The 23,043-nt window shown below is 60.1% G+C and carries 25 protein-coding genes and 1 pseudogene; 13 read left to right on the forward strand and 13 right to left on the reverse strand.

Annotated elements, in window-relative coordinates; genetic code table 11:
• Positions 1 to 2: 2 nt before the first annotated feature.
• Positions 3 to 1,412, reverse strand: coding sequence for a DGQHR domain-containing protein (locus tag SZ63_RS12715; RefSeq protein ID WP_162199196.1), 1,410 nt, complete (start codon positions 1,410 to 1,412; stop codon positions 3 to 5).
• Between the two features lie 17 nt (positions 1,413 to 1,429).
• On the reverse strand, positions 1,430 to 2,515 hold the full coding sequence (locus SZ63_RS12720) for a B12-binding domain-containing radical SAM protein (protein ID WP_082122705.1): 1,086 nt from the start codon (positions 2,513 to 2,515) through the stop codon (positions 1,430 to 1,432).
• A 208-nt stretch (positions 2,516 to 2,723) separates the two neighbouring features.
• On the opposite strand from SZ63_RS12720, the gene SZ63_RS07635 reads away from it, so the two are divergent.
• The 3 genes from SZ63_RS07635 (at position 2,724) to SZ63_RS07645 (ending at position 3,791) form a co-directional block, all read left to right on the forward strand.
• Entirely contained in the window at positions 2,724 to 3,041 is a 318-nt protein-coding gene (locus tag SZ63_RS07635; protein WP_048183891.1) for a ribonuclease III family protein, read from the forward strand.
• Between the two features lie 36 nt (positions 3,042 to 3,077).
• Positions 3,078 to 3,425: a putative dsRNA-binding protein gene (locus SZ63_RS07640; RefSeq protein WP_162199197.1), complete on the forward strand. Its 348-nt coding sequence runs from the start codon at positions 3,078 to 3,080 to the stop codon at positions 3,423 to 3,425.
• Positions 3,426 to 3,572: 147 nt separating this feature from the next.
• Positions 3,573 to 3,791 (forward strand): type II toxin-antitoxin system HicB family antitoxin, encoded by a 219-nt coding sequence (locus SZ63_RS07645; RefSeq protein WP_048114588.1) that lies wholly within the window; start codon positions 3,573 to 3,575, stop codon positions 3,789 to 3,791.
• Between the two features lie 70 nt (positions 3,792 to 3,861).
• On the opposite strand, the gene SZ63_RS13285 is transcribed toward SZ63_RS07645, so the two are convergent.
• From SZ63_RS13285 to SZ63_RS12965, 9 genes and pseudogenes are all read right to left on the reverse strand, one after another.
• Positions 3,862 to 4,215 carry a hypothetical protein gene (locus tag SZ63_RS13285; protein ID WP_048183896.1) on the reverse strand — a complete coding sequence of 118 codons (354 nt, stop codon included), beginning with the start codon at positions 4,213 to 4,215 and terminating at the stop codon, positions 3,862 to 3,864.
• Positions 4,212 to 5,714, reverse strand: coding sequence for an ATP-binding protein (locus SZ63_RS07655; protein ID WP_048183899.1), 1,503 nt, complete (start codon positions 5,712 to 5,714; stop codon positions 4,212 to 4,214). Before SZ63_RS07655 ends, SZ63_RS13285 begins: the two co-directional genes overlap by 4 nt.
• 181 nt (positions 5,715 to 5,895) lie before the next feature.
• Positions 5,896 to 6,270: a hypothetical protein gene (locus SZ63_RS07660; protein WP_052959096.1), complete on the reverse strand. Its 375-nt coding sequence runs from the start codon at positions 6,268 to 6,270 to the stop codon at positions 5,896 to 5,898.
• Positions 6,267 to 6,524: a hypothetical protein gene (locus SZ63_RS07665; protein ID WP_241481284.1), complete on the reverse strand. Its 258-nt coding sequence runs from the start codon at positions 6,522 to 6,524 to the stop codon at positions 6,267 to 6,269. The genes SZ63_RS07660 and SZ63_RS07665 overlap by 4 nt, the downstream gene beginning before the upstream one ends.
• Positions 6,525 to 6,866: 342 nt before the next feature.
• Positions 6,867 to 7,229: pseudogene (locus SZ63_RS13265) on the reverse strand (HepT-like ribonuclease domain-containing protein).
• Positions 7,189 to 7,518 (reverse strand): type VII toxin-antitoxin system MntA family adenylyltransferase antitoxin, encoded by a 330-nt coding sequence (gene mntA / locus SZ63_RS07675; RefSeq protein ID WP_048183905.1) that lies wholly within the window; start codon positions 7,516 to 7,518, stop codon positions 7,189 to 7,191. The pseudogene SZ63_RS13265 and the gene mntA overlap by 41 nt, the downstream one beginning before the upstream one ends.
• A 117-nt stretch (positions 7,519 to 7,635) precedes the next feature.
• A complete protein-coding gene (locus SZ63_RS07680) occupies positions 7,636 to 8,805 on the reverse strand; it encodes an ORC1-type DNA replication protein (protein ID WP_052959097.1) in 1,170 nt (389 codons plus the stop codon).
• Positions 8,806 to 8,895: 90 nt separating this feature from the next.
• Positions 8,896 to 9,402 carry a hypothetical protein gene (locus SZ63_RS07685; protein ID WP_048183907.1) on the reverse strand — a complete coding sequence of 169 codons (507 nt, stop codon included), beginning with the start codon at positions 9,400 to 9,402 and terminating at the stop codon, positions 8,896 to 8,898.
• 842 nt (positions 9,403 to 10,244) lie between these two features.
• Positions 10,245 to 10,412: a hypothetical protein gene (locus SZ63_RS12965; RefSeq protein ID WP_156168431.1), complete on the reverse strand. Its 168-nt coding sequence runs from the start codon at positions 10,410 to 10,412 to the stop codon at positions 10,245 to 10,247.
• Positions 10,413 to 10,793: 381 nt separating this feature from the next.
• Here SZ63_RS12965 and SZ63_RS07690 point away from each other — a divergent pair, with 381 nt between their 5' ends.
• The 7 genes from SZ63_RS07690 (at position 10,794) to SZ63_RS07720 (ending at position 16,859) form a co-directional block, all read left to right on the forward strand.
• A complete protein-coding gene (locus tag SZ63_RS07690) occupies positions 10,794 to 11,444 on the forward strand; it encodes a B3/B4 domain-containing protein (RefSeq protein WP_048183910.1) in 651 nt (216 codons plus the stop codon).
• Between the two features lie 54 nt (positions 11,445 to 11,498).
• Positions 11,499 to 11,891, forward strand: a complete 393-nt coding sequence (locus SZ63_RS07695; RefSeq protein WP_048184194.1) for a VOC family protein — start codon at positions 11,499 to 11,501, stop codon at positions 11,889 to 11,891.
• Between the two features lie 144 nt (positions 11,892 to 12,035).
• On the forward strand, positions 12,036 to 13,223 hold the full coding sequence (locus SZ63_RS07700) for an ATP-binding protein (protein ID WP_048183913.1): 1,188 nt from the start codon (positions 12,036 to 12,038) through the stop codon (positions 13,221 to 13,223).
• Positions 13,207 to 14,760 (forward strand): AAA family ATPase, encoded by a 1,554-nt coding sequence (locus SZ63_RS07705; RefSeq protein ID WP_048183916.1) that lies wholly within the window; start codon positions 13,207 to 13,209, stop codon positions 14,758 to 14,760. Before SZ63_RS07700 ends, SZ63_RS07705 begins: the two co-directional genes overlap by 17 nt.
• 73 nt (positions 14,761 to 14,833) lie before the next feature.
• Positions 14,834 to 15,577, forward strand: coding sequence for a 4Fe-4S binding protein (locus SZ63_RS12430; RefSeq protein ID WP_052959098.1), 744 nt, complete (start codon positions 14,834 to 14,836; stop codon positions 15,575 to 15,577).
• Between the two features lie 154 nt (positions 15,578 to 15,731).
• The gene (locus SZ63_RS07715) at positions 15,732 to 16,319 is read left to right on the forward strand and encodes a class I SAM-dependent methyltransferase (protein WP_048183919.1); all 588 of its coding nucleotides are present in this window, start codon (positions 15,732 to 15,734) and stop codon (positions 16,317 to 16,319) included.
• Positions 16,320 to 16,379: 60 nt separating this feature from the next.
• Positions 16,380 to 16,859: a GNAT family N-acetyltransferase gene (locus SZ63_RS07720; RefSeq protein WP_052959099.1), complete on the forward strand. Its 480-nt coding sequence runs from the start codon at positions 16,380 to 16,382 to the stop codon at positions 16,857 to 16,859.
• A gap of 14 nt (positions 16,860 to 16,873) precedes the next feature.
• On the opposite strand, the gene SZ63_RS07725 is transcribed toward SZ63_RS07720, so the two are convergent.
• Positions 16,874 to 17,176, reverse strand: coding sequence for a DUF4405 domain-containing protein (locus tag SZ63_RS07725; protein ID WP_162199198.1), 303 nt, complete (start codon positions 17,174 to 17,176; stop codon positions 16,874 to 16,876).
• 313 nt (positions 17,177 to 17,489) lie between these two features.
• Between SZ63_RS07725 and SZ63_RS12435 the strand changes: the two genes are divergently transcribed.
• The 3 genes from SZ63_RS12435 to SZ63_RS07740 all read left to right on the forward strand — a co-directional run bounded on the left by SZ63_RS12435 (position 17,490) and on the right by SZ63_RS07740 (position 20,554).
• Positions 17,490 to 19,673, forward strand: coding sequence for a BMP family ABC transporter substrate-binding protein (locus SZ63_RS12435; protein WP_052959100.1), 2,184 nt, complete (start codon positions 17,490 to 17,492; stop codon positions 19,671 to 19,673).
• A gap of 99 nt (positions 19,674 to 19,772) precedes the next feature.
• Positions 19,773 to 20,159, forward strand: coding sequence for a hypothetical protein (locus SZ63_RS07735; RefSeq protein ID WP_048183924.1), 387 nt, complete (start codon positions 19,773 to 19,775; stop codon positions 20,157 to 20,159).
• A gap of 83 nt (positions 20,160 to 20,242) precedes the next feature.
• Positions 20,243 to 20,554, forward strand: coding sequence for a hypothetical protein (locus tag SZ63_RS07740; protein ID WP_048183925.1), 312 nt, complete (start codon positions 20,243 to 20,245; stop codon positions 20,552 to 20,554).
• Positions 20,555 to 20,634: 80 nt separating this feature from the next.
• Here SZ63_RS07740 and SZ63_RS07745 read toward each other — a convergent pair whose 3' ends face one another.
• Positions 20,635 to 23,028 carry a DUF362 domain-containing protein gene (locus SZ63_RS07745; RefSeq protein ID WP_162199199.1) on the reverse strand — a complete coding sequence of 798 codons (2,394 nt, stop codon included), beginning with the start codon at positions 23,026 to 23,028 and terminating at the stop codon, positions 20,635 to 20,637.
• Positions 23,029 to 23,043: the final 15 nt, after the last annotated feature.

Raw genomic sequence — 23,043 nt, forward strand, 5'->3', positions numbered from 1 at the left:
GACTATGCTTCATTTACTTCTGCAACTTTGACTAACTCTATCATCATCTCCTTGGCCCTTTTCACACCTTTCTTCCCCGCTAAGATAGCAAATGGGGAAGTTTCTATACTCCAGTCAAAGTTCTTCAATGGATATAGATAAGATCTCAAGTTCTCTTTCAAAAAGGGGTCCACATGTCTATTTAAACAATGATTAAAGATATCATTAGCCAGATTATTGAGCGAGTAGATACCTATCGATTTTGTTAGCAAAAATTTATTATAAGATTCTTTGTCAAAAGTCTCAGGGATAATTTCTCTAATCATTCCCCAATAGGCGTGCAGAAACTCTCTTTTCTTCTCGGCGGTTAAAGAAGTGAAATGCTCGTTGGAAAAGAGAGACTTTAACGAGGTCACAAAGCCATTCAATTGTATTGGTTTCTTCAGTCCAGGAACCCCACCTAAGTTAATAAGACCCTCCAAGGGCCCCTGCTCACCATTCAGAGAATTTGCGATCGGAACAACTTCTGTTCTCCATAACTCTTTTTCAATAACTGGTATTCCTCTTATCCCCGCAGAAATTGTTTTGTATGCCAATTCATCTTTTAGCGAGGCATTCACCGCTTTTTGCGTTTTATTGATAATGAAAAAGAAAGCTCTTTCAATATCAGTAGGATCAATATCTTCTGGAAGTTTCTTTTCAGTTCGAACTTTATCAGATATTTTTATTGAGTTGATTAACACAATTGGGAGTTCAAAATTAAATAACTCATAATATTGTTCTATAATTCCATTGTCTACATCAAAACCGTTGTTTTTGATAAATTCTTTGAACTCTTGAAACACAACTTCAAATCCACTTGTTCTCTGCTGGCCATCCAGAAGGGCGATTGACCCAGGTATTATCGGCAATTCCAAGTGTCCAAAGCAGTCACCATTTTCCGGTATGAACTGCCCATCTTTTATACTGCCAAGAATTGCAGGAACTAAGGGGATTGGACACTTTTGGAGATAATCTTTTATTTCTCGTTTCTTTGAGTTATATTGGTTCCTTTGATAACCCTCACAATCATTGTCGCTCCATTGATCAACCGCAGAGAGTAACAACAACTCATATGCCTTGATTTTACCAAAGTATAGTAAAATATTTTTCTGTCGTGCCCGCATTGCAGGTATTTTTATACGCTGCTTCCCAAGGACCTGCTCCCAGATGTCTGAAACCGCTCTATTTGGATTAATCGACTGTTGTCTATAGAGATCTATTATTTCAATTAGATTGAGTTCTTCGTTGGAAAGACGGGGGCCCTTAAAGGTACAACGTTGAATAATTTTCCCTGGTTTATCGGGAAAGAATAAACTCGGATCGTACCAACAGCGCTCACAATAATATTCATTATTCTGATATGGTCCAAATTTTTGTCCAAGAATTTCCATCCCACAGCATGCGCATCTCATAGTATGCCCCCCTCTTCTTTTGGCTTTCTTAGTTCGAAAGCTTCGTCAAAGTTACCCGCTCGCTCAAATTTGTCGATCAATGCCCTATAGGGCGGAAAAATTCCTCTAAAACCTATTACGCGGCGTGCCTTTTGAACTGCTTCCACTTGGCCTCTTGTCCAATTTGAGGAAATGTATCGATTTTTTTCCTTTGCTTTTAGTGGCTCGTATCTCATTGGATAACATATTGCTCCCCAATTGAGGATGTTGATAACTCTCTCTAAAAACTCTTCAGGAGTATCATGATAATTAAATAATGTGTATACGAAGATTTTTCTTTTTGGTATACCATTCTCGTTCAATAGTCGAATTGCCTTTTCTACTGAGTTTTTTTGTTCTTTTAAGTCGTATGCAAGTCTTACACTTGCTGCTTTATTCAGTGGAAGCATGCTGAGATTTTCTGCCAAGTCATTATCGATTAAACGAGCATCTAGACCCTGGTTAAAGTCTACAGTCTTATTTAACTCCCTTAACTCCGCGAAAATCTCGTGCTTATGGGGATTCCAGAGGAAGTTATTATCAAAGAAAAATATTCTTGAATGTGTTGGCCAAACAAATTCCTTAATAGACGACTTACATGCATTCAATTTTCCTTCGATTTTTGGAACAGCACAAAATCCACAGTTACGATTACATCCACGTGAAGAAAAGACGATACTTCCATCCCAATCTGGTTTCAGACTATAATCTGGTATCAAATCTTCGGTTTCATGGAAAACACCTTGGAAGATATGATCTGCTCCAGATAGCGCTGCGTGCTCAGGGTCTACGGAGGCATATATCCCTCCAAGCCAAATAGCAACTTTTGGAAATAGACGTTTATAATATTTGATCGCTGCCCATACTGGCTTCCAAGTCCATGTAAAAAGACTTGTTACGTAAATCAAATCGGGTCGCTTTGTAGGTGGCCTACAACCTGTGATCAATTCGACAGAATTTCCTTCTTGCTTGTGATATGAGGCTAATTTCAAGAGGCCTATCGGAGGAAACGGCGAATAGTAATCAGGCTCTACTAAAAGGATATGTTTTGGCATATACCTCATTTAATTCTTTATTGAGGATCCTATTTAAAGGGGATCCTTTACGAATAGTCAACCTATCGATACAGTATCAAAACCAACTGAGCTGCCTAATCTTTTTGTAATTCAGGAAATGTTGTATGCTATCAAATTGTTCATCAACTGCTAGCCGCCTGTATTCAGTCAGTATCAGATGTCAATGGTTAAATCACCATAGGTGCATCGTTTTCTTATGGAAGAGTCTCGTAAGAAGAAGATACTCGATATTCTCAGTGGTCCTTACTTCAGAATTGAGGCGACCACTGAAGAAGCTCTTGCTCTTTATGATACCACACTCACGCATAGTTCACTCGCCAATGAGATGAAACAGAGGGGGATAATGTGTGACGATTACGAGCGGTTGGAATTCTTCGGGAACTATCTCCTGGATTTCATCGTTGCAGAGCACCTGTATTCCACCACATGCCTTCCGGAAGGGGAGATGAATACGCGGATAAAGGTGACAGAAAATTACAATCTGGCGGACATTGTGATGGAATATGATCTGTGACTGGATGACGCCGTATTATTGTCAAAAAGCACACTGTTGACAGATTCTATCATTGCTGATGTCTTTGAGGCCTTTATTGGCGCGATATACCATAACGTAAGCCCGGAAAAAGCCAGAGAAGTGATACTTCGGATATTTACCCCTGAAATAGAAAAGGTTTCCGGGGATAAAAACGCGAAAGGGTTACTTCAAGAATATGTTCAGTCGCACCAACAAGAGAAACCGGAATATACGTATGCGAAATATGGTCCGGATCACGAACCAACATGGACTGCCAACGTCTTCATCGGCGGTAAGAATTATGGTGAAGGTTCCGGCCCGAAGAAGCGACAGGCCGCCATGAATGCCGCACGCGAGGCGCTACAGAAACTGAATGTCGTATAGCGACATCATGAAGGGCACGAACGTCGTCATGGGACCCGAGGTTGGATCGGAACGCAAGAAACATGAGCATCCTCATACAGTATTTCATACGGGGCAAGCGGGGATGGCAGCCCCCCGGCGCTCCTGCAGGGCTGAAAGGATTGAATAATGTATCGATTTCTTGTCATCGTCGAGCAGACCGACGGCAACTACTCGGCATACTCCCCGGACATTCCGGGATGCGTGGCGACCGGAGCGACTCGCGAGGAAGTGAAAGAGCGGATGCACGAAGCGATTGAGTTCCACATCGAAGGGCTCCGGGAGGATGGGCTCCCTATTCCGCCGTCACGGTCTTCAGCAATCTACGTGGCGGTCGGTAGAGGATAACGTCCTCCTGTCACCAAACCCCTTCTTTTCCAGAATCTTAACGGCTTTCCGGGCCGTGAGCGCCGGAAGTTCAGGCATGGGCCTCGACGGTGAGGGTGTATTCCAGGAGCCCTTCCTCGGTGGGGATTTCCTCACCTCTCGCTAGCATGCCCTCAATGTAGAGTTCAATTGCCTCCCGTGCCATCATCGGTTCGGTGAGGAGCGGGTTCGCCGGCACCGACCCGTGAGCCTGCCGGAGTTTTTCGAGAGGGACGGCGGGAGGGTACCAGGGTTCCAGATCTCCAGGCGGTCGGAGAAGAGCATCACCTGGACGCTGGCCGGTGTAGTCGCGGTGGGCAACGGCGTTCGCGATCGCCTCCGCTGCCACCTCCTTCGGGACCTCGTAGCGCACCGGGGCCTGTTGCCGGGTAGCGCAGGCGGTCACGGCGTATCCCTTCCGGCAAGCAGGGCACGGCCCCTCTCAGTGATCCGGTACTTCTGGTTGCTGCTCCGGGGCCTGTCGGGGATGGTCATCTCGATCAACCCCGCCTGCATCAGTGGCTTCAGTACGGAGTTTCTGAACTTGGTGCGGTTCGTCCTTCCTGCAACGTCCATAAGTTCGGAAATGGACATCTCCGCCACGCAGGTGCGCAGCACTTCGACTTGGTCCCCACTTAGTCCCAACTTGGTCCCCACCAGGTCCCCTGTTTGAGCACCTATCACCAGGTCTCGTCCCGGGCGCCATAGAACCTGGATGAATTGCCCGCCGTTCTGCCGGAATTCCGGGGGCGGCAGGCCGGCCCTGGCACACTGCTCGATCATATCGAGGGTTCCGGTGCCGGCTTTCTCGATATAGCGGGTCAGGAAGAGCGGCTCTGCGATGAGAGGGTTGCGCGGGATAGAGGGGTGCGGGACACGGAGTGCCTCGGGCGAAAGGGACGGCGGCAGCTGACCGGGATTCCACACCTCCAGCCGGTCGGCAAAGAGCATGACCTGAACCGAGGCGTTCGAAGCATAGTCGCGGTGCGCAATGGCGTTGATGATGGCCTCGCCCACAGCCTCCGGGGGGACCTCGTACGTCGCCGGTGCCGTTGGCCCCCCGACCCGGGTGCCGATAGAACGGGCAATCTTGGAGAGTACGAAGTCAAGCGATTGATCGACCAGCTCAAAGACGGTGCCCTTGTAAATCTGGTAGGAAGGAATGGGTTTACTCACCTCAGTGCCGTGGAAATGAAGGCACTTGACCTCGGAACTGGCGAGAAAACGCTGAGGCTGTTTCCCGAAGAGGAGCACGGCCGCGTTGTTGGGGAGACCCCCGTCAAGCAGGTTCAGGTGCGCAAGCGCTTTGGGCACCGGGGTATCGGGGCTGAGGGCATACCCTCGACTCTGCTGAGCCCGGGAAAGAAACTCCACGATCTTCTCCTGCGAGATATCGTCGAGCGTAGCATCAAGACATGCGGAGGCATCAAACGGGCGGGTTCGCAGTGTGCCGGTGCGGTCCAGGTGTTCGATAAGGCTGGCATAAACCTCCGCGGTCAACTCCGGCACACTGTTGAAACGGCGACGGATGAGCTGGCCGTCAACCTTGCGGAGAAGAGCCAGCACCTTCGGGTCGCGCACTGAGTCGTCACTGCCTTTGACGAAGACCAGGCGTTCCTTACCCCCGGCAGTGGCACGATCGAACTCGCGTTCGGTGGGCGAGCGACTGTCAGTATCCGCACGGCCGTACTCGTTGCCGAGCAGGCAGAGGTAGATGCCGCAGCGGTCCACCTCTGCCAGGTAGGTCTCGTCCGGCCGGCGCCCGGAAGCCGGCAGGTCTTCGAAGAGGAATACTTCGTAAAAACGACGCAGCAGGGGATCCTTCCTTATGTAATCGAATAGCGCCCGCCGCTCGTCGGCGAACTCCTTCTGCACACTGCTGATGAAGATGCGGACGGGGTTCATGCCACAGCTCTTATAGATGCTCCCAAATGAGTCCGAGCGCCGATCTTTTCGACTGCCATGTCTCCCCTCTATATGCCTCTGATTTCTTTCTGAGTAATCTCTCGGGAGTGAAGAAGAATCTAATGCCGGTCGATCACGGCATCCTCTCGCGAGAGGGGTATCGTTGCGCTACCATATCACATCATGTATCCGCCGCCGGCGAGGACCTCGATCGGCCGGTGAACTTCACCGCGCATTGGACAGCCCCGCACGAGGGGGAGAGCGGGGCAGAGACAGCCTCCCCGCACGCCACCCGCCGAAAGGAAACAAGCGGGACGATCCAGGCCCCCGCCCGGACCCGGATCACCACCGCTCTCCCGGCGGGGTTCACCGCCGCATACCCCTCGATCGTCAATCCGGTCCCACCTTCATGCCGCTCCCGCACCACCTGAGCCGGCCGGCCGGAAAAGATCAAACTTTTTACATCCCCGGCCTCGATCCGGTAGCGCTCCCCCTCCACGTCGACGACGAGCCCGCCCGCGGCGGTACAGGCGAGCGTGCCTGCCTCCGAAATCACGGCCGCCCCCGCTCGACGCTGACGATGTACTGGTGGTTCCGCGTCCGGCGGACGTTGATCTCCCGGACGGCCCGGCCGTGCCGCCGGATCTCGTCCGCGACCGCTCGCGGGACGAGGAAGAGCGGCACCGGGGAGACGTTTATCTCTTCCGGTGAGGATGTACCAGTGGCGGCCTGGCCGACGGTGCGGTCACACTTCCGGTTCGGGCTGCCGCCGCTGGTTCTCGGTTCGGTTCTTCTGGTTTCGTGCTGCATGGTTCTGTACCTCGCGCACCGGGAAGGTTCCCGGCGCATGCATCATCCTCGGGAACCGGGGGTTAAAAGGGTGAGCCGATGGCCCCGGATTAGACAACGGGAATTATATAAACGTTACTTTGCCGGAAACCACGATCCTGGAGGTACGGGCCGGGATCACGGATTCCGGGCAGGATCCGGTTGACGATCGATCCGGGTTTTTCCGGTGAGACGTCACCCGGTCCGGCACTCACTTTGGAGAACCGGATCTCCTATCCCGGGTTCTGCAAAAGATGTTGCCGGCCGTTGAGGATCCTGTCCTCCCGGCGGAGCGTACCCGGCGTGACCTGCATCTTCGCGATGCTACCCGGTGGAACGGATGCGGTCGATCTCATCGAGGATAGACCGGATCTCCCGCTTGAGCACCGGGAGATCATCCTGTATGGTCAGGAATACCGCTTCGTAGTCCACACCGAAGTAGTGATGGATGATTTTATCCCGCATCCCCGCGGCCTCTCTTCAGGGAGCCTCCGGATAACTCTCGCGCAACTCCGGGGAGATCTTCTTTGCCGCCTCGCCGATAATGGTCAGCATGCGCTCGATCCCGGCGCGTTCCAGCCGGCGGTTCCGGAGGTCCTGCGCCGACGAAATTCCTTTGGAGAACTCCTCGATGCTTATGATGGCATCAAGGATGTGGCGGAGATATGCGGGGTCCTCCGGCGTCATAGATCACCACGGCATCACGGTATATTGCATCGGCAAGGTAAGGGCTCACGGCGTTCTCGGTGACAAGATCCACGTCTCTCCCGAGAGCACGCCGGAGTTCGTCCTCGATTCGAACAAGCTGGAAGAGACTTTTTTTGCGGGCGAACCTGACCAGGATGTCGATGTCACTTGCTGCGCCGGCATCTCCCCGGGCATAGGAGCCGAAGACTGCAATCCAGTCGGCACCGTTCCGGGTGAGTATACGAACGATTGCCTCACGGGACTTCTCCGTTAACCTGCGTTCAGCCATTCGCTCACCCCTCATCCTTATGCTACTGTCAGTATTACCGCGCTCCGTCATCAGTCTTTTGAAAGGTGAAGCGAGTCCGGCCTGGTACAAACGCACCGGGCAAAACTCCGGTAACGATTAACGGTCAAAATTACGGGCCGCGGGCAGGATCCGGAGGTCTTCCTGGCCTGCACAGGCCGCGGCCACCTCGGCGGGATCGTAGCGGAGCCGGATCTCCCGCCCCCGCCCACGGCCGGTCCCGGGCACCAGGTCGACGATCCCGGCCTCTGCGAGCCTTTTCAGGTGCTCATGGTAGGCCGTTCGCCCGACCGGGAGGTAGTCCTTCACCTCCTCAAAGACCGCTCCCCCCGTCATATCGGAACCCGCAAGCGACTGCTCCGCGATCCGCGAGAGCAGCGCCCGCTCGCTCTCCGAGAGCCCCGCGGCCCTGGCCCGGAGCACCGGGGCCACCACTGCCCGGGCGGCGGCCGTCACGTCGGCCGCGGTGACCTGCCGGCGCCCGTCCCCCTCCGCCCGGAGGACCGCCAGCCGGACGAGGTCGATCCCGACCCGGACGTCCTGTTCGCCGGCGGCGATTCCCGCGATGCGGTCGAGCAGGGACTTCGGGACCACTCCCGGGTAGAGCCCCTGCCGGACGCGGTCGGCGAGGATCCCCCGGACCTCGGCCTTCCCGTAGGGCGGGAAGAAGACCTCCGTCGGGTGGAAGACCGATCGCACCCGCTCGTCGGCCTCCGCGTAGAGGTTCAGGGAGAGATCGCTCGCGACCGCAACGACCCCGGGCTTTCTGACGTCCCACTTCTCGTAGAGCCGGAGGATCTGGTAGAGGAGGGTGTTGTAGGTTCCTGCCGGGATGAGGTAGTTCGCGTCGTCGAGGCAGACGACGAGACGTGCGTCCTCGTCCCGGAGCCGGGCGGCGATCGCCTGTTTGATCCCGTCGAGATGCCGTGACGGTGGGGCGTAGCCGAAGATCTGCTCGAAGATGCATCGAAAGACCGCAAGCGCCGTGCGGTCATGCTGGCAGTTGACCCGGATCGGGACGACCCGGTGGGTAACCTCGGCGACCTCGGCGAAGATCCGGCGGACGGTGGTGGTCTTCCCGGTCCCCGGCGGGCCGCGGAGGACGGCATTTTCCGCGCTCCCGCCCCGGAGAGCCGGCCGGAGAAGGGAGGCGAGTTCCCTGACCTGCGCGTCGCGGTAGTGAACCTGCTCCGGAACGAACGTGAACTCAAAGACCTCGGGGTCGCGGAAGAGGGTCTCGTCGTGGCGGAGAAGCGCCGAGTGCGTCATACGTCACTCTGGAGAAGAGGGGGTAGTTAAAGGGGAGCCACGTGTGGGATGAAAGTGAAGGGGAGAATGAGCAGGGGGGTAGTCCCTGCTTCAGTCCAGCGTGCCGACGTTGTCGGCCCACGCCTCGACCGCAGTACGGATGGCGTCGTCCTGGTAGGACGAGATCCGGACGGTCTTCCGGGTGAAGGTGACGTAGTAGTCGTCACCCGAGGGGTCGTGGCACCGGAGCTGACAGTAGTAGGTCTCGCCGGGGCCGTTCCGGACGGCCTCGCCGCCCATCGCGGCCGCGATGGTTGCGTCCTCCATCACCGCGGCGGCGTTCGCCTCGAAGGCGGCGATCGTCGGGGACTGGAGCGAGACGGTCCCGACCCTCTTGCCCTCGCCGTCGAGGAAGTTCACCTTCGCGGTGTAGTGCTCGCGGTTGCGGACGACCGGAGCAACGGCCTCGCCGTCGGCACCCGTATACCCGACGCACCCGAAGGGGTTGTCGTCGATGACGGTCTCGACGAGGTTGTTAAACGACGTTACGTCGGCGATCGGGACGGCGAGGTCCCGGACCGCCGTTTTGTTCACGGTTGTCTGAACGAAGTCTGCCATGGTTTTTCACTCCTCACGGCACAACCCTCTGGGTCGTGCCTGACAGGAAGACGCGAAGCATCTTCCGTGGCACGGCTCAACCATCTGGTTGTGCCTGTTAGGAAGACGCGAAGCATCTTCCGTGGCACGGCTCAACCATCTGGTTGTGCCTGTTAGGAAGACGCGAAGCGTCTTCCGTGCCTGCATGTTCCCGGGAATATGACAGACAACTATAGGGTAGACCCGGAAGGGCATCAGCCTGACTTTATCGGGGAGCGCGGATCGGGCTCCGATTATGGAATATAACCGTTACGGTCAGCCTTTTTGTCTCCGGCTCCCTATAGCCCCCCGGGAGGGTAACCAGGATGACCGAAGAAAAAACCACCCGGGAGCCCGGTCTTACGAGACGAACCGCGATGTGAAGTGGAGGCGCCGGGCGTTGTAGCGGATGGAGGAGTGGGACGCGACCGGCCGAAGGGTGCGATGTTCCGTAGGAACGGAGCAGGAGCACCGAAGGTGCGGGGCGGGAGCGTGAGAAGACCGAAGGTCTTCGAACGAGGATTTCGAGGCCCGGCTCCGGGTGCTGGAGGGATGGCGGGCGGAGAAGGCCGGAGAAGAACGACTGGCCGAAGGTGCGACGTTCCTCCGGAACGGAGCTTGAGCGCCGGTAGGAACGACATTCCATGGGAACGGAGTTCGAGCACTGGGGGTGCGAGGGCAGGAGTTCGAGCACCGTAAGGTGCGAGAGAAGAGGATCTCGACGATCAGCGCCGGGCCGGCGGGGTCGTGGCGGTGCTGGTGAAGGTGCTCGGCGGGGGGTGAGCCTCCTGAATTTCAAGAAGCTTCTCCCCGCGGCACCATCTTCACACCGGAGGAGTATCGCCTTCCTCCCCACATTCCAGGATGAACGCTCCCTGATACCCGCACTGCTTGCAGTGATACAGCGTCGCATACAGGCCGCGGGCGTCCCAGTAGATATCGGTGCTCCGGCATACCGGGCAGCGGAGAACGTTCCTGGCCATCTCACTCATGCTATTCTCTCTGCTCCTCCAGGATTTGAGAGTATTGCATCTCTCCCGCTCAACCCGAACAACAGGGCCACAACGTCCGGCAAAGAGCAGGGCGAGGAGTAGGGGAGGAAAAATGTCCCTATTCCGCCGTCGCGCCCTTCAGGTATCTACGTAGCGGCCGGTAGAGGATAACCGCTGCCGGTCGCCAGACCCCTCTTCTCTGATTCACACGAACGAGGGCTTTTTCTGCTACATATTGGAGGTCTGATCACTCCCTGATTCAAAAAAGGTCAATACGGTTGAAGGCAGAAACGTTGACGCGAGCATCTCCATCGCCGGAACGGTTCGTTCCCCGGGGCAGCATGGCGATGTTCTCTCGATCCAGCAGGAACGGTGCGAGCCATGGAGATGCATAAGGAGATTCTTGCCGCCTTCCCCGGTCTCTCGGTTGCAGAAGGTGATGTCGGGCCGCTGTCGGTTCAGGAGGAGAGTCCGGCCCTGGAAGCCCTGAAAGACGGGATCGTCCGTCTGGCAAGAGAACAGTATACGCTGGAGAGGATCAAAGATGAACCCCTGTTCAGGGCGTACCGGGACTTCTTCTGGAGGGTGGGCGTCGATCCGACCAAGACGCGGCCCGCCTCGGAAGCGCTGGTGAGAAGGATCCTGGGCGGGAAGATGCTCCCGGCGATCAACACCGCGGTGGACGCCTATAACCTGGCCTCGGTCCGGACAGGCATACCCATTGCCGCGTTCGATGCCGACACCCTGGGCGGGGAGCTCGTTATGAGGTTTGCAGGAGAGGGCGAGGAGTTCCTCGGCATCGGGATGGCGGCACCCGTCGTGCTCCATACGAACCAGGTTATCCTGACGGATGAAGACGCGATCGTCGCCGTCTACCCGTACCGCGACTCTGATGCAACAAAGATCACCCCCGCCACAACGACGGTTCACATCGTGGCATGCGGCGTGCCGGGGGTTGAGCGGGAGAAGGTGTATTCGGCATACGAACTGGCTGCTGCATACCTGCGGGAATACGCTCCGGTCCGGGGATGATTCGGACCAACCGGTTGCCGAAACCTACATATGGTCCTCCGAATATGGGCGACCATGAAGATCATACTGACCAGGGTATTTGTCGACGACCAGGACCGGGCCCTGAACTTCTACACCGGAACACTGGGCTTTGTGAAGAAGAACGACGTTTCTGCCGAAGGCTACCGGTGGCTTACCGTCGTCGCCCCCGGCGACCCGAACGGAACCGAGCTTCTGCTCGAGCTGAACGATAACCCGGTAGCGCAGGCATACCAGAAAGGGATATTCGAACAGGGCATCCCCGCCGCGTCATTTGGTGTCGAAGACACCCATACCGAATACGAGAGGCTGAAAGCACAGGGCGTGAAGTTCACGATGGAGCCGACGGAAGTTGTCGACCGGGTGATCATAGCGGTCTTCGACGACACCTGCGGCAATCTCATCCAGATCCAGACACTGCAAAAATAAACTACTCTACTGGAGGCGGCCCGCTCCTGAACCGGTGGGACCTCTAATTTTTACCCGCACCATGAGCCGCCCTCCCGGATCCCAGTAACATAACAAAATCGTTATATAACACATCTGTTATACGACACTCTCATTGGGTGCAGCATGTTGCCTGTAGGTAGTCCCGCAACGGGAGACGACTTCATCGACCGCGAGCGCGAGACCGCGTTCATCCTGGACACGATTGAGAAAGACCACGTCATGCTCGTCGCTCCCCGGCGGTTCGGCAAGACCTCGATCATGCGTAAGATCGAAAGAGACCTCGAAAGCAGACATAAGCCGTGCGTCTTCCTCGAGGTCGAGAGCGTCAACTCGCCGGGGGAGTTCATCACCGATCTCGTTACGGCGCTCGTCGAGTGCGGGGAAGCAGGGCACAAGACCCGGATCTTCTCGGCGCTCGAGAAGGCGTTCGCCCGGCTGCAGGAGAACATCGACGAGATCGAGACCCCGGTCTTCAGGGCAAAACTCCGCAGCCGTCTCCGGGCGGAGTTCTCGGACGACTGGCACGAGAAGGCGAAGAGGCTGGATGCGATCTTTGCAGGGATCGACCGCCCGGTCTGCATCATCCTGGACGAGTTCCCGGTTGCCATACAGAACATGGAGGCCGACGACGCGAGAACGTTCCTGCACTGGTTCCGGCGGCTGCGGCAGGACTCCCCCGGGGTGAGGTTCATCGTCGGGGGCTCGGTCAGCATCGATCACGTCGTCTACGATGTCGGCGGAACCCCGGTCATCAACGACTTCCGGAGGGTCGGCATCGGCGGGTTCGAAGAGGGCGTCGCCCTGTCCGTCGTCGAACGCGTTTTTCAGGATGAAGGGTGGTCGTATTCCCCGGAGACCGGGCGGGCCGTCCTCGACTGCGTGGGCGACCCCTGCATCCCCTACTTCCTCATGATCGTCCTCTCCGGCCTGAAGGAGGAGATCGAGATCTCCGGCGGCGCTCCCTCCCCGGCGCTGGTCGATCGGGTCTACAACAAACGAATCCTCGGCAGCGAGGGGCGCCATTACTTCGAGCACTACTCGCGCCGTCTCCGGATCACCTACTCCGATGCGGAAGCGAAAGCCGCACGGGCCATCCTGGGCAGGGTGAGCGCCGCAGAATCCCTGTCCGTGGGCATCGCCTACGAGATCTTCAGGCGGAGCACCGCATCGGAGAGCGAAGATGCTTTTTTAGCGCTGCTCGCGCAGTTGAACCACGATTTTTACGTCGCCATGGATACCCCCGGCGAGTTGCGGTTCTACTCGAAGATGCTCCGGGACTGGTGGAGGATCTACCATGCCGGCACCGGGTAGTGCGGCCGCCTGCCGCTACTTCCCCGGGGCGCTGGACAACGAGACGCTCCGGCACCTCCTCGTCGGCCGGGAAGACCTCCTCGGGGAGATGCTGGAAGAACTGGACCGGGCGTCCCGGAGCGGAACGCCGCGGTTCTTCCTCCTGACCGGCTCCCGCGGCGCCGGGAAATCCCACCTGATGAGCCTGCTCTACTGCAGGGTTCGCGACGAGCTCTGTGGGCGGATAACCCCCGTGAAACTCGCGGAGGAGGAGTACTCGATATTCAGGGCGTCCGACTTCTTTCTCCGGGTGCTCGAGGAGATGGGAATCGATACTTCGGAGATCGTCGCGCTCGGCGACGACCCCCTGGTCCGCGACGCCGCGGTCGACACCCTCGCCGAAGCGGCCGCCGGAAGACGGATCGCGATATTCGCCGACAACGTCCACGAAATCTTCACCCAGATGGACAGAAGCGAGATCCGGGCGCTGCGGTCGGTATTCCAGCGGACGGATCTCTTCTCGGTGGTCGCGTCGGCACCGTCGCTCTTCCCCGGGATTGCAGATCACGACGAGCCGTTCTACAACTTCTTCCGGGTCTTTCGCCTCCGGGAACTCGAACCTGCCGAAGCGAAGGAACTCATGAAGAGGGTCGCACGGCTGGACGGCAACACCGCTTTCATCGAGAACTTCCCCGATTACGAGCCCGGCATCGAGGGGCTGCTGCACCTCGCCGGCGGCAGCCCGCGGCTGGCCGTCCAGGCGTACGAGACCGTCTCCCGATGCGGGACCGATGATATGGCGGCAGTCTTCTTCAGGATGATGGACGAGCAGACGCCCTACTACCGGGAAGTGTTCGGGAGGCTTCCCGGGCAGCGGAGGATCATCTTCGATACCGTCCTCGGTGCGGATACCCCCCTTACGCCGAAGGATATCGCGGAGCGTGCCCGGCTGAATCCGGCGACGGTGACCGCGCAGCTCCGGAGGCTGGAGGCGGACGGCTACGTCGTCTCCCGCCCGATGAGGAAGCGGACGTCGTACGAGGTCCGGGACCGCCTCTTCTGGCTGTGGCGGGCGATGCGAAGACCGGCCGGCCGGGACCGTGTCGGCGCTCTTATCGAGTTCCTGGAGGCCTGGCACGAGCGGGAGCCTTCGTATGCCGCCGGGACGCGGGCGCAAATGGCGCGGCTCTCGCTCGATCGCGCACGGGAGGAACTCCTGGACGGGAACGAGGCGAACGGCCTCTCCCTGATAGGTGAGGCATACGGGCACGCGGAAGGCCTGGACCCGGGCACGGTGCGGCGGATCACGGCGGATTTCCTGAAAGGGATCGTCGGTGAGGGGCGGGTCCCCGTGATCAAAAGCGCCGTTCGCGGGATCGTCGCGTCCGGGGGCGCCGGGTTCGAGCGGTTCTTGAAACCGGTCGCGGACGCCGTGGCAATCGTCGAAGCGAACGACACGCGGCTGTACTACACGAGACTGCAGCCGGAAGAGAGGTCGGTCGTCGCCGGAATTGTTCAAAAAATTACGAAGTGCGGTGAATTGTTACCCGGACTCTGATAATTTGATTCCGGGATGGCTCACCAATACCCTGATGAGGCATTCGCACCCATGCTCTCCAGGAAGTGCCGGGATGGATCTTGCGACGTTCTTTGGAGATGAGGGAATCGACGTCTTCTCCTGGGTTGCCGTCGAGGATATCCCCGATGCCGACAGGGCATCGGTGCTGGAGTTCTTCCCGCCCGCCCGGTCCGTGATCGTCTTCGGGAAAGAAGTCCCGGTCCCGGTGTACCGGATGCCGCAAAAGGAGAAGACCCGGGAGATGCTCCGGATTGCAGAGAGCCTGGACGACGCTGCCGGACGGCTCGCCGGCCGCCTGGATGCGGAGCAGATCCCGGCCCGCCCCGTCCCGCTCTACCTGCCTGTCCGGGTTGTCGACGGGAGGGTGCAGGGGGTCGTCCGGCTGAAGCATATTGCAGCGGCCGGGGGGCTCGGGGAGATTGGGAAGAATACCGTTCTCCTCACGCCCCGCTTCGGCCCGCGGCTGCTCCTCGCCGGTGTTGTGGCCGGCTCCCCGGTTCAGGAACCCGGGTACAGAAATAGCGGTGCGCCGCTCTGCACCGGGTGCGGAGCCTGCATCCGGGCATGCCCGGAAGGGGCGATCGGCCCGGACGGCGTCGATGCGTTCCGGTGCCGGACCGTGCGTGCATGGGTGCCGCCCCCGGTCGTCCCGGCCGTGAAGTGGCTGCTCCGGCGGCAGTTCCTGATCAGGAGTGTTGCCCCGCTTGCGCCGCTCGTCGCCCGGACGGCAACGATCCGGTGCAGCCTCTGCGTCACCGGGTGCCCGAAATTTCCCGGGGTTGAGGGGAAGGGATAAGGGTCCGATTGTTCCCCGGGTTGCGATGGACCGTGAGATCCGCTCCCCCGGTTGCGGCCGGACCGTATGGTTCGTGCACCCGGAACGGTTATCCGGTTTGCCACCCGTTCGCATCCTGCGGAACCGGTTAAATCGTTCCCGATCAATATAACATATGGATATCTTCGACTCGGTCTACCACGGCACGCCACCCTGGGAGATCGGCCGGCCCCAGAAGGCGTTCGTCGAGCTCGCCCGGGCGGGAGAGGTTGCCGGCTCCGTCCTGGACGTGGGATGCGGAACGGGGGACCATGTCCTCTTTTTTGCAGAGGAAGGGCATGAGGTGCTCGGGATCGACACCGCCGCTCTTGCGATCAGGAAGGCAGAGGAGAAGGCGGCCGGAAGGGGACTCCCGGCGCGTTTTCTCGTCCATGACGCACTGGACCTCTCCGGGCTCGACAGGAAGTTCGACACCGTCATCGACTCCGGGTTTTTTCATACCCTCTCCGACGAAGACCGGCCGGTCTTCGTGGAGAACCTCGCGGCCGTTCTCGCGCCCGGCGGGCGATACTTCATGCTCTGCTTCAGCGACCGGAACCCCGGCGAATACCCTCTGCCGAGGAGGATCGCGAAGGGAGAGTTGCGGGATGCTTTCCGGGACGGGTGGCGGATCAACTCCATCCGGCCGGCGGTCTTCGAGAACAGTATCCAGGCCGAAGGACACCATGCCTGGCTCGCGTCGATGACCCGGTCCGGGGAATGACGTGAGCGGCTGCCCCGGAACGATTATCCCGCAAGAAGCGCTATCTCTCTCGCGAGGATCATGGAAGATATTCCGCTCCGGAGGTTCTGCCCCGGAGATCTGGAGGGCGTGAGCAGGCTCGTCGTCGAGACGATAGAGGTTTCGTACGCGGAAAGCTACCCGCGGGAGGCAATCGATTTCTTCCTTGCATATCACACGAAGGAGGAAATCCTCGAGGATGCAACCCGGGGCTGCACCTTCGTCATCGAGCCCGGCGGCCGGATCGCCGGCACCGGAACCCTGCTCGGCACGACGATCAAACGGGTCTTCGTGCACCCTTCCCGCCAGCGCAGGGGATACGGCGCCCTCCTGATGCATGCCCTGGAGAGCGAGGCGATCCGCCGCGGCATCGGGAGAGTCGATCTCTCCGCTTCGCTGCCGTCGAAACGGTTCTATGACCTGCTCGGGTACGCGACGGAATGCGAGGATTACATCCCCGTCCGAAACGGGAAAAGGCTGGACTACTACACGATGGTGAAGGCCCTGGGCGAAGGCCGGTAGGCCGCCCCTTCACGTTATCGGTCGCCCGGCGGTTGTGCATCGCCTGTTTTATTCCGGGTAAGGTGCCTGCCGATATGCCGGAAGAACTTCCAGTGCAGGAGCAGGTGGACGATTACCAGGGCGGCAAACACGAGGCTTGAGTTGTCGTGCATGGCAACCCACTGGTTGCGGGGGATGTCGAGGAACAAGTCCCACCCGCTGCCGGGTCCTCCTCCGGAAGGCAGGACAAGATAGAGCACGAGTCCCGAGATGACCGAGGGAATGAACGTGATCAGGCATCCGATGTCGACGAGCGCGTTGATGGCGATCTTTTTCATGGCCATCCCTGTCATTTTCAGGATATATATCCCGCGCACCCCGATGGTACTGCGTCGGCGTTCCGCTGCCTGACCGGGCAGGGCGCCGGGCTTTCCGGGTTACGCTGCAGAAGACCCGGAGCACCCGGGTGCGGCAGACCGCCCCGGACGTGCCGGATTCGCCGGCGGTTCCCGGGAGACGGCCCGGCAGTACGCCATTGAACGGTATTCGTCAGGATCCCGCCGTATTCGTCGCCGGAAACGAATAAAAAACCATATCTGAACTATCGGCAAAGTACGATCAATCGCCGATCGCAGGCGCCCGGACACTGCCATGAATCCACGATCCCCGTTCCCAGGCCCCGGCCCCGTTCTGACTTTTGCGCTCCTCTGTATCGGTATCCTCGCAATCTGCTCCGCCGGATGCATCGCGGCGGCCGATCCCGGCCCCGTCCGTATCGGCGTCCTGCTGCCTGCAAGCGGCCCGTCTGCCGTGCATTCCGTGGAGGGACTCGAGTGGGCGGCGGATGCGATGACCCGGCAGGGCGGCCGCACGATCGAGCTCGTCTACCGGGACACGAGCACCGGCAACATCTCTGCATACGCGGAGGAACTCGCCGGACGCGCCGATATCGACATCATCATCGGCCCCGCAACGAGCGCGGAACTCGCACGGGTCGCTCCCGTCGTCACCGGACGGGGCAAGCTCCTCATCTCCCCGAGCGTCACGACGGGACTCGTCACGGCCGAGTTCAAAGAGAACGACCTCTTCTGGAGAACCTGCCCCGCCGACGGCCGGCAGGTGGAGGCAGTCTTCCGGCTCCTCCGCGAAGACGGCGTCGAAACCGTCTCGCTCGTCACGGCGAACACACCCTACGGGGAGACGTTTGCACGGCTTGCCCCGGCGGCGGCCGCGATGAACGGGATCCGGATCGCCGGAGCGGTATCCGTGGGGGCATCGGAGAACTTCACAGTGATTGCCGAACGGATCGGCGAAGAAGAGACCGGGACGGTCGTCGCTGCCGTGAGCCCGGAGGAGGCGGCAGGCCTTGCCGATGCTCTCGCCGCGGCGGGCTCGACCGCCGGCCTCTTCCTGACCGATGCCGGCCGCTCGCCCTACCTGCTCGCGAACCTGGGCGAACGGGCGGACGGCATCCGGGGGACGTCGCTCTCCCCCGACCCCTCGACCGGCTACGCCGTCGCCTACGAGGAGATCTTCGGCGAAGCGCCGCCGCCGTTTGCCGCACAGACCTACGACGCCCTCCTCCTCGCCGTCTACACCGCGGCACGGCAGGAGGCGGCCCCGACGGAGCCGCTCGCCGAATCCCTCCGGTGGGTCGTCTCCGGCGACGGCACCGCCAAAGGCTGGGACCCCCAGGAGGCGGGCGAAGCCGCGTCGATGATCCGGGCGGGCAAGCACCCGGCCATCACCGGCGCCTCGGGCCCCCTCCGGTTCTCAGAAACCCCCTCGGCAGGCCCGATCGTCGGCTACTACGCCCGCTGGACGGTCGAAGGCGGAGCGTTCTCGGAGGGCACCCCGGTGCCTTCCGCGGACGTGTCGGCGGCCCTGCCCGGCCTCTCCTGCGACCCGGCCGCAGGCACCGGCGATGAGCCGGTGATCTGGATGGCCTACCCGCTGGCGAAGGGCGACCGGTCGTTCGCCGACTCCGCGTACCGCGGCCTCTTCCGGGCGCAGGAGTCGTTCGATTTCACCAAACGGGAGTTCTCCTACGACGATCTCGCCCTCCTCGACGCCGTCTTCTCGGAACGAAACTTCACCGAGAAGCCCGGCCTCGTGATCACCGAGGGGTTCCAGTTCACCGACGCCTCCCGGGCGTGGGCGGAGAAGAACCCCGACATCCGGTTCTTCACCCTCGAGCAGGCGGACTTCGGTCTTGCGAACGCCTGCGACGTCGTGATGGTTCCCTACGGGGCGTCCTACCTCGCGGGCGTGATGGCGGCGGATATGACCGAAACCGGGCGGATCGGAGCGGTTGCCGGTGCGCCGGTTGCGGTCATCGATCCGTTCGTCGAAGGGTTCCGGGCGGGGGCGAAAGCCCGTGATCCCTCCGTGACCGTCACGGTGGCGTATGTCGGCGAGAGTTTCGAGGGATTCGGGATGCCGGAGCGTGCGGGTGACCTCGCCCGGGAACTCCGTGCGGATGATGTCGACGTCATCCTGATGATCGCGGGCTCCGGAAACACCGGGATCGTGGATGCCGCCCGGGAGACCGGTGACGTCTACCTCATCGGCGAGGACACCGACCAGTCCTACCTCGCCCCGAACCTCGTCGCCGCGTCGGTGGTAAAGAAGATCGACGCGATCGTCCACCACGCGGTGGAGAACGAGATCGACGGCACGTTCACGCCGGGACAGGAGGTCTGGACGCTTGAGAACGGCGGCACCGGGCTGTTCGTCTCGCCGGGATTCGATGAGAAGTATGCGAGGATCCCCGTCGAGTGGCGGGAGAGGGCGATCGCCGCGGAGAACGACTACCTGAAGACGGCGGTGCTCTGATCGGGCTGGGGAAACGCCGCGCACCCGGCCGCGGATCGGATGGACTGATATGTTCATAGGTCGATATCTCCAGGCTGCACCGCGCGTGCACGGGACGGCGTGATCAAAACGACCTGGCAGGACTTTGCAATAACCGGCATCACGATACTCTTTGCGGTCATGCTCCTGCCGCAGCTCCGCGACGTGCTGTCGCGCGGCGCTGTGCTGAACTTCTTCTCGGCGCTCTTCACGAGCATCCTCGGCTACAGCATGGCGCTGGTCTTCGCCACCCTCGGGCTCTGGATCTCGATGGTCGGCCAGGGGCTCGTTGCAACCGTATGGATGCTGCTCGCGTGCTTTTCGCTCCGGAACGTGCGTAACCGCATGTTCCCCGAACAGTCGCTCGCATCCGTTGCCCTGGATTTCTTCACGGTCTGGGTGCGGGGCGTCGCCTTCATCGTTTCGGGAAGCGTGAAGGATATCTTCTCGCGGATCAGCCGGGAATGACCGGTTCCGGCCCGCAATCCTGCCGGTGAAGCAGGCTGCCGTCGTTCCGGAAAGGATAACTCCTCGTGCGGTGAGGGCGTAGTATGGAGCGCACCACTTCCGGGGCAGGCCGGTGCACGGCAGGATCGCCGGAGCAGAGGGCAGGAACGGATCGAATGGCTCTCCTCGAGGAGATCGCCGCGTTCGTCCGTGAACATGGGGAGATCCTTGCCCGATACCATCTCTATTCGATGGACGACCTCAAGCGCATCGAGCAGGAGTGCTGGAGGCTGCACGACGAGGCGTGCAGGAGGGGTGCCTGCGGGAGCGCCGGGGGACTCGTCGAACTGGAGTACCTCATCGGCCGGGCGAAGGAGATGAAGGCGAAGAGGATGGAGGAGGAGAGGGGCCCTTGATCGGGGGTCACGGGATCTGCGCCCGCGGGCTATGCAGCCCCTGGCGGGGCCGGGCGGATATATGGCCGCCCACACCCTTCTTACCAGACTTCGCGGCCCCCGGCGAAACGGGCGGTGAAGATCCTGCCCGGATCGTCCGTCTCTTCTACGTTGGGGATCTTCATACCCGCGAGACGCCCGAACCCCGCGGGCACGTAGAGGGTGAAGTCCAGGGGGGCCGCACCGTTTGAGGCGGCCTCGATGTATAGAGCGACGGCACGGGGGTCGGAGACCGCCTGATCGACGCTTCCGGTGTATCCGCCGTTGTTCAGGGTCTTATCGGCGTACCTGAACGCCGTCCCGTAAAGAGAACCGGGGCTGACCAGGTCGGGGGACATTCCGCCGTATACGAACCCGGAGAGCAGGTGCCGGGTCGCGAGGCTCCAGCCCGGCCACATGCCCTTCCCCCACTTCATCCCCGGCACGAAGGGGTCGTCGCTCACCGTCCCGGCCTTCGACATCTCGTAGGCCCTCGTCGCGATCCAGACCAGCATATACTCGCGTGCGAAATCGTGGCCCCGGGGGTTCCATCGCGGATCGGTATGCTTCAGGGAGTAGTTCGCCGTCCGGTAGAAATCCCCTTCGAGCATACCGTAATCCCCGGCCATCTGGAGGTCCAGCGCATGGGACAGGATGCTGAACCCCGGCGTCCAGAATCCCTTTCGTCCGTTCTCGTCGTAATCGATGACGCCGTCGCGGTTCTCATCGAACCCCTCCATGAACTGCCCGACGAGCGAGGAGCCGGTCAGGCGATCGTGCGCCTCTGCGTAGCTCAGGAGCGTCTTCTGCATGTCCCAAAGCATGCAGGAGGGGTTGTAGTACATCGTCGTTGTCATGAGTTCGACGAAGGCCGCGCCCTCGATCCTCCCCGGGTGGCCGGCGAGCGACGCGAGCGGCGTCCCGGTGGTGCCGTCCCACCCGGTGACGTAGTACTGCTGCCGGCCCACCCCCCGCTCTTCGGCATACCGGTAGAGGTTGTACCGGAAAAGGGGCGAGTCGAGCCCTTCTGCGGTCACGATATTCTGCCCTTCGATGGCCGCCACCGGAACGTGACGGACGAACTCCGTGACCCAGCCGTTCTCTTCTTTGAGCCTCAGCCCTTCGGCCATGGGAACGGTCTTGAAGCAGTACCGCGAGCAGAGATGATCCATCGCAACACAGTCGAGAGACGCCCAGATGTAGCCCTCGGGGATTCTGACGGCGATGCCCTCGGGGTTGTGGTTGAGGTTGATCATGTCGATAGCATCGGAGACGTGCACCATGAAGACCCCCTGGTTCTGCACCGCCCTGATGACGTCGGCCTGGGTTCCCGGCATCCCTGCGGTCTTCGTCGCGGCGTATGCTCCGTTCCCGTCCTTCACCGGCAGGTTGGCGGCGGTATCCATCTCGACGACCCAGGGCATATGCGGCAGTTTCGCCTTGAAACTCGGCGTCGCGGAGGGGGGCAGCGCGTACTTCCACGAGGTCCGCCCGTGGGATGCGCCCGAGGGGCACTGCGTCGGGTAAAGGCCGATACCCAGGTTCTTTATCGCGTTGGTGATGAGGTCCTGGGCGTGGATCTTCAGTTTCGGGACGTTGACCAGGACGCAGCCGGGATAGTCCCCGCGATCGTCGGCGTCGCCGCCCACGATCGCCTTATGGAGGGTGATCTCCGGGAAGTTCGCCCCTCCGGGAACGCCGACCGTCCTCCCCCGCGACGGGTCGTCGCCGAGCTTGTTCAGGTCGTAAACCATCAGCCGGTCCCCCGCCCTGCCCGGCGGGAGGTACCTGCCGGCCACGCTCTCCTCGTACCCTCTCATGGGGTCGTCGGTATGGGAGGGAGGGTGGCGATCCGCGAGGTAGCGGCGAACGAAGTAGAAGCCCCAGCCGCCGTAGAAGTCCCCGCTCCGCCCCTCGAAGATCGCCTCGGAGGTGATGGTCCGCCCGGCCTGCCGGCTGAAGGCGCTCTCGAGGAGAAGCGAAGATGTCGACGCTTCCCCGAGAGCCATCCGGTGGTAGTCGATGCCGAGGTTGTCGTGGAACCACCGCATCAGGGCGGCTATCACCGACCAGTCGGTGCAGACGGGGGCGCCGAGGTCTTCACCGTGCGTCCCGGGATCGATCACCTGCGGTCCGACCAGGTTGGGCTTGAAGAGGAGTTTCTTGCCGGATCGCACCTGCGACTCTACCCCGGCGATGAAACCGGTCTCCCGGTCGAGGCTGTCCAGGGCGTAACCGATATGCGTGTAGATGTAGTCGATCTTCTCCGTAATCTCCGCCCAGGCGGCGGTGTCATCATCATCGATGACTTTTTGGAGCAGCGCGGGGATGCCGGCATAGGCCCGCGAAGCGTCCATCCTGGCTCCGCATACGGGAGATCCCTCCGCGTCGGTAGGTCTCTTCCCGATATCCGTCTCCACCAGGGCCCCTTTTACATACTGTTCGGTTGCAGTCATGGTATCGCCAACTTC

The sequence above is a fragment of the Methanoculleus sediminis genome (genome assembly GCF_001017125.1).
In the GTDB taxonomy this organism is placed as follows: Archaea; Halobacteriota; Methanomicrobia; order Methanomicrobiales; family Methanoculleaceae; genus Methanoculleus; species Methanoculleus sediminis.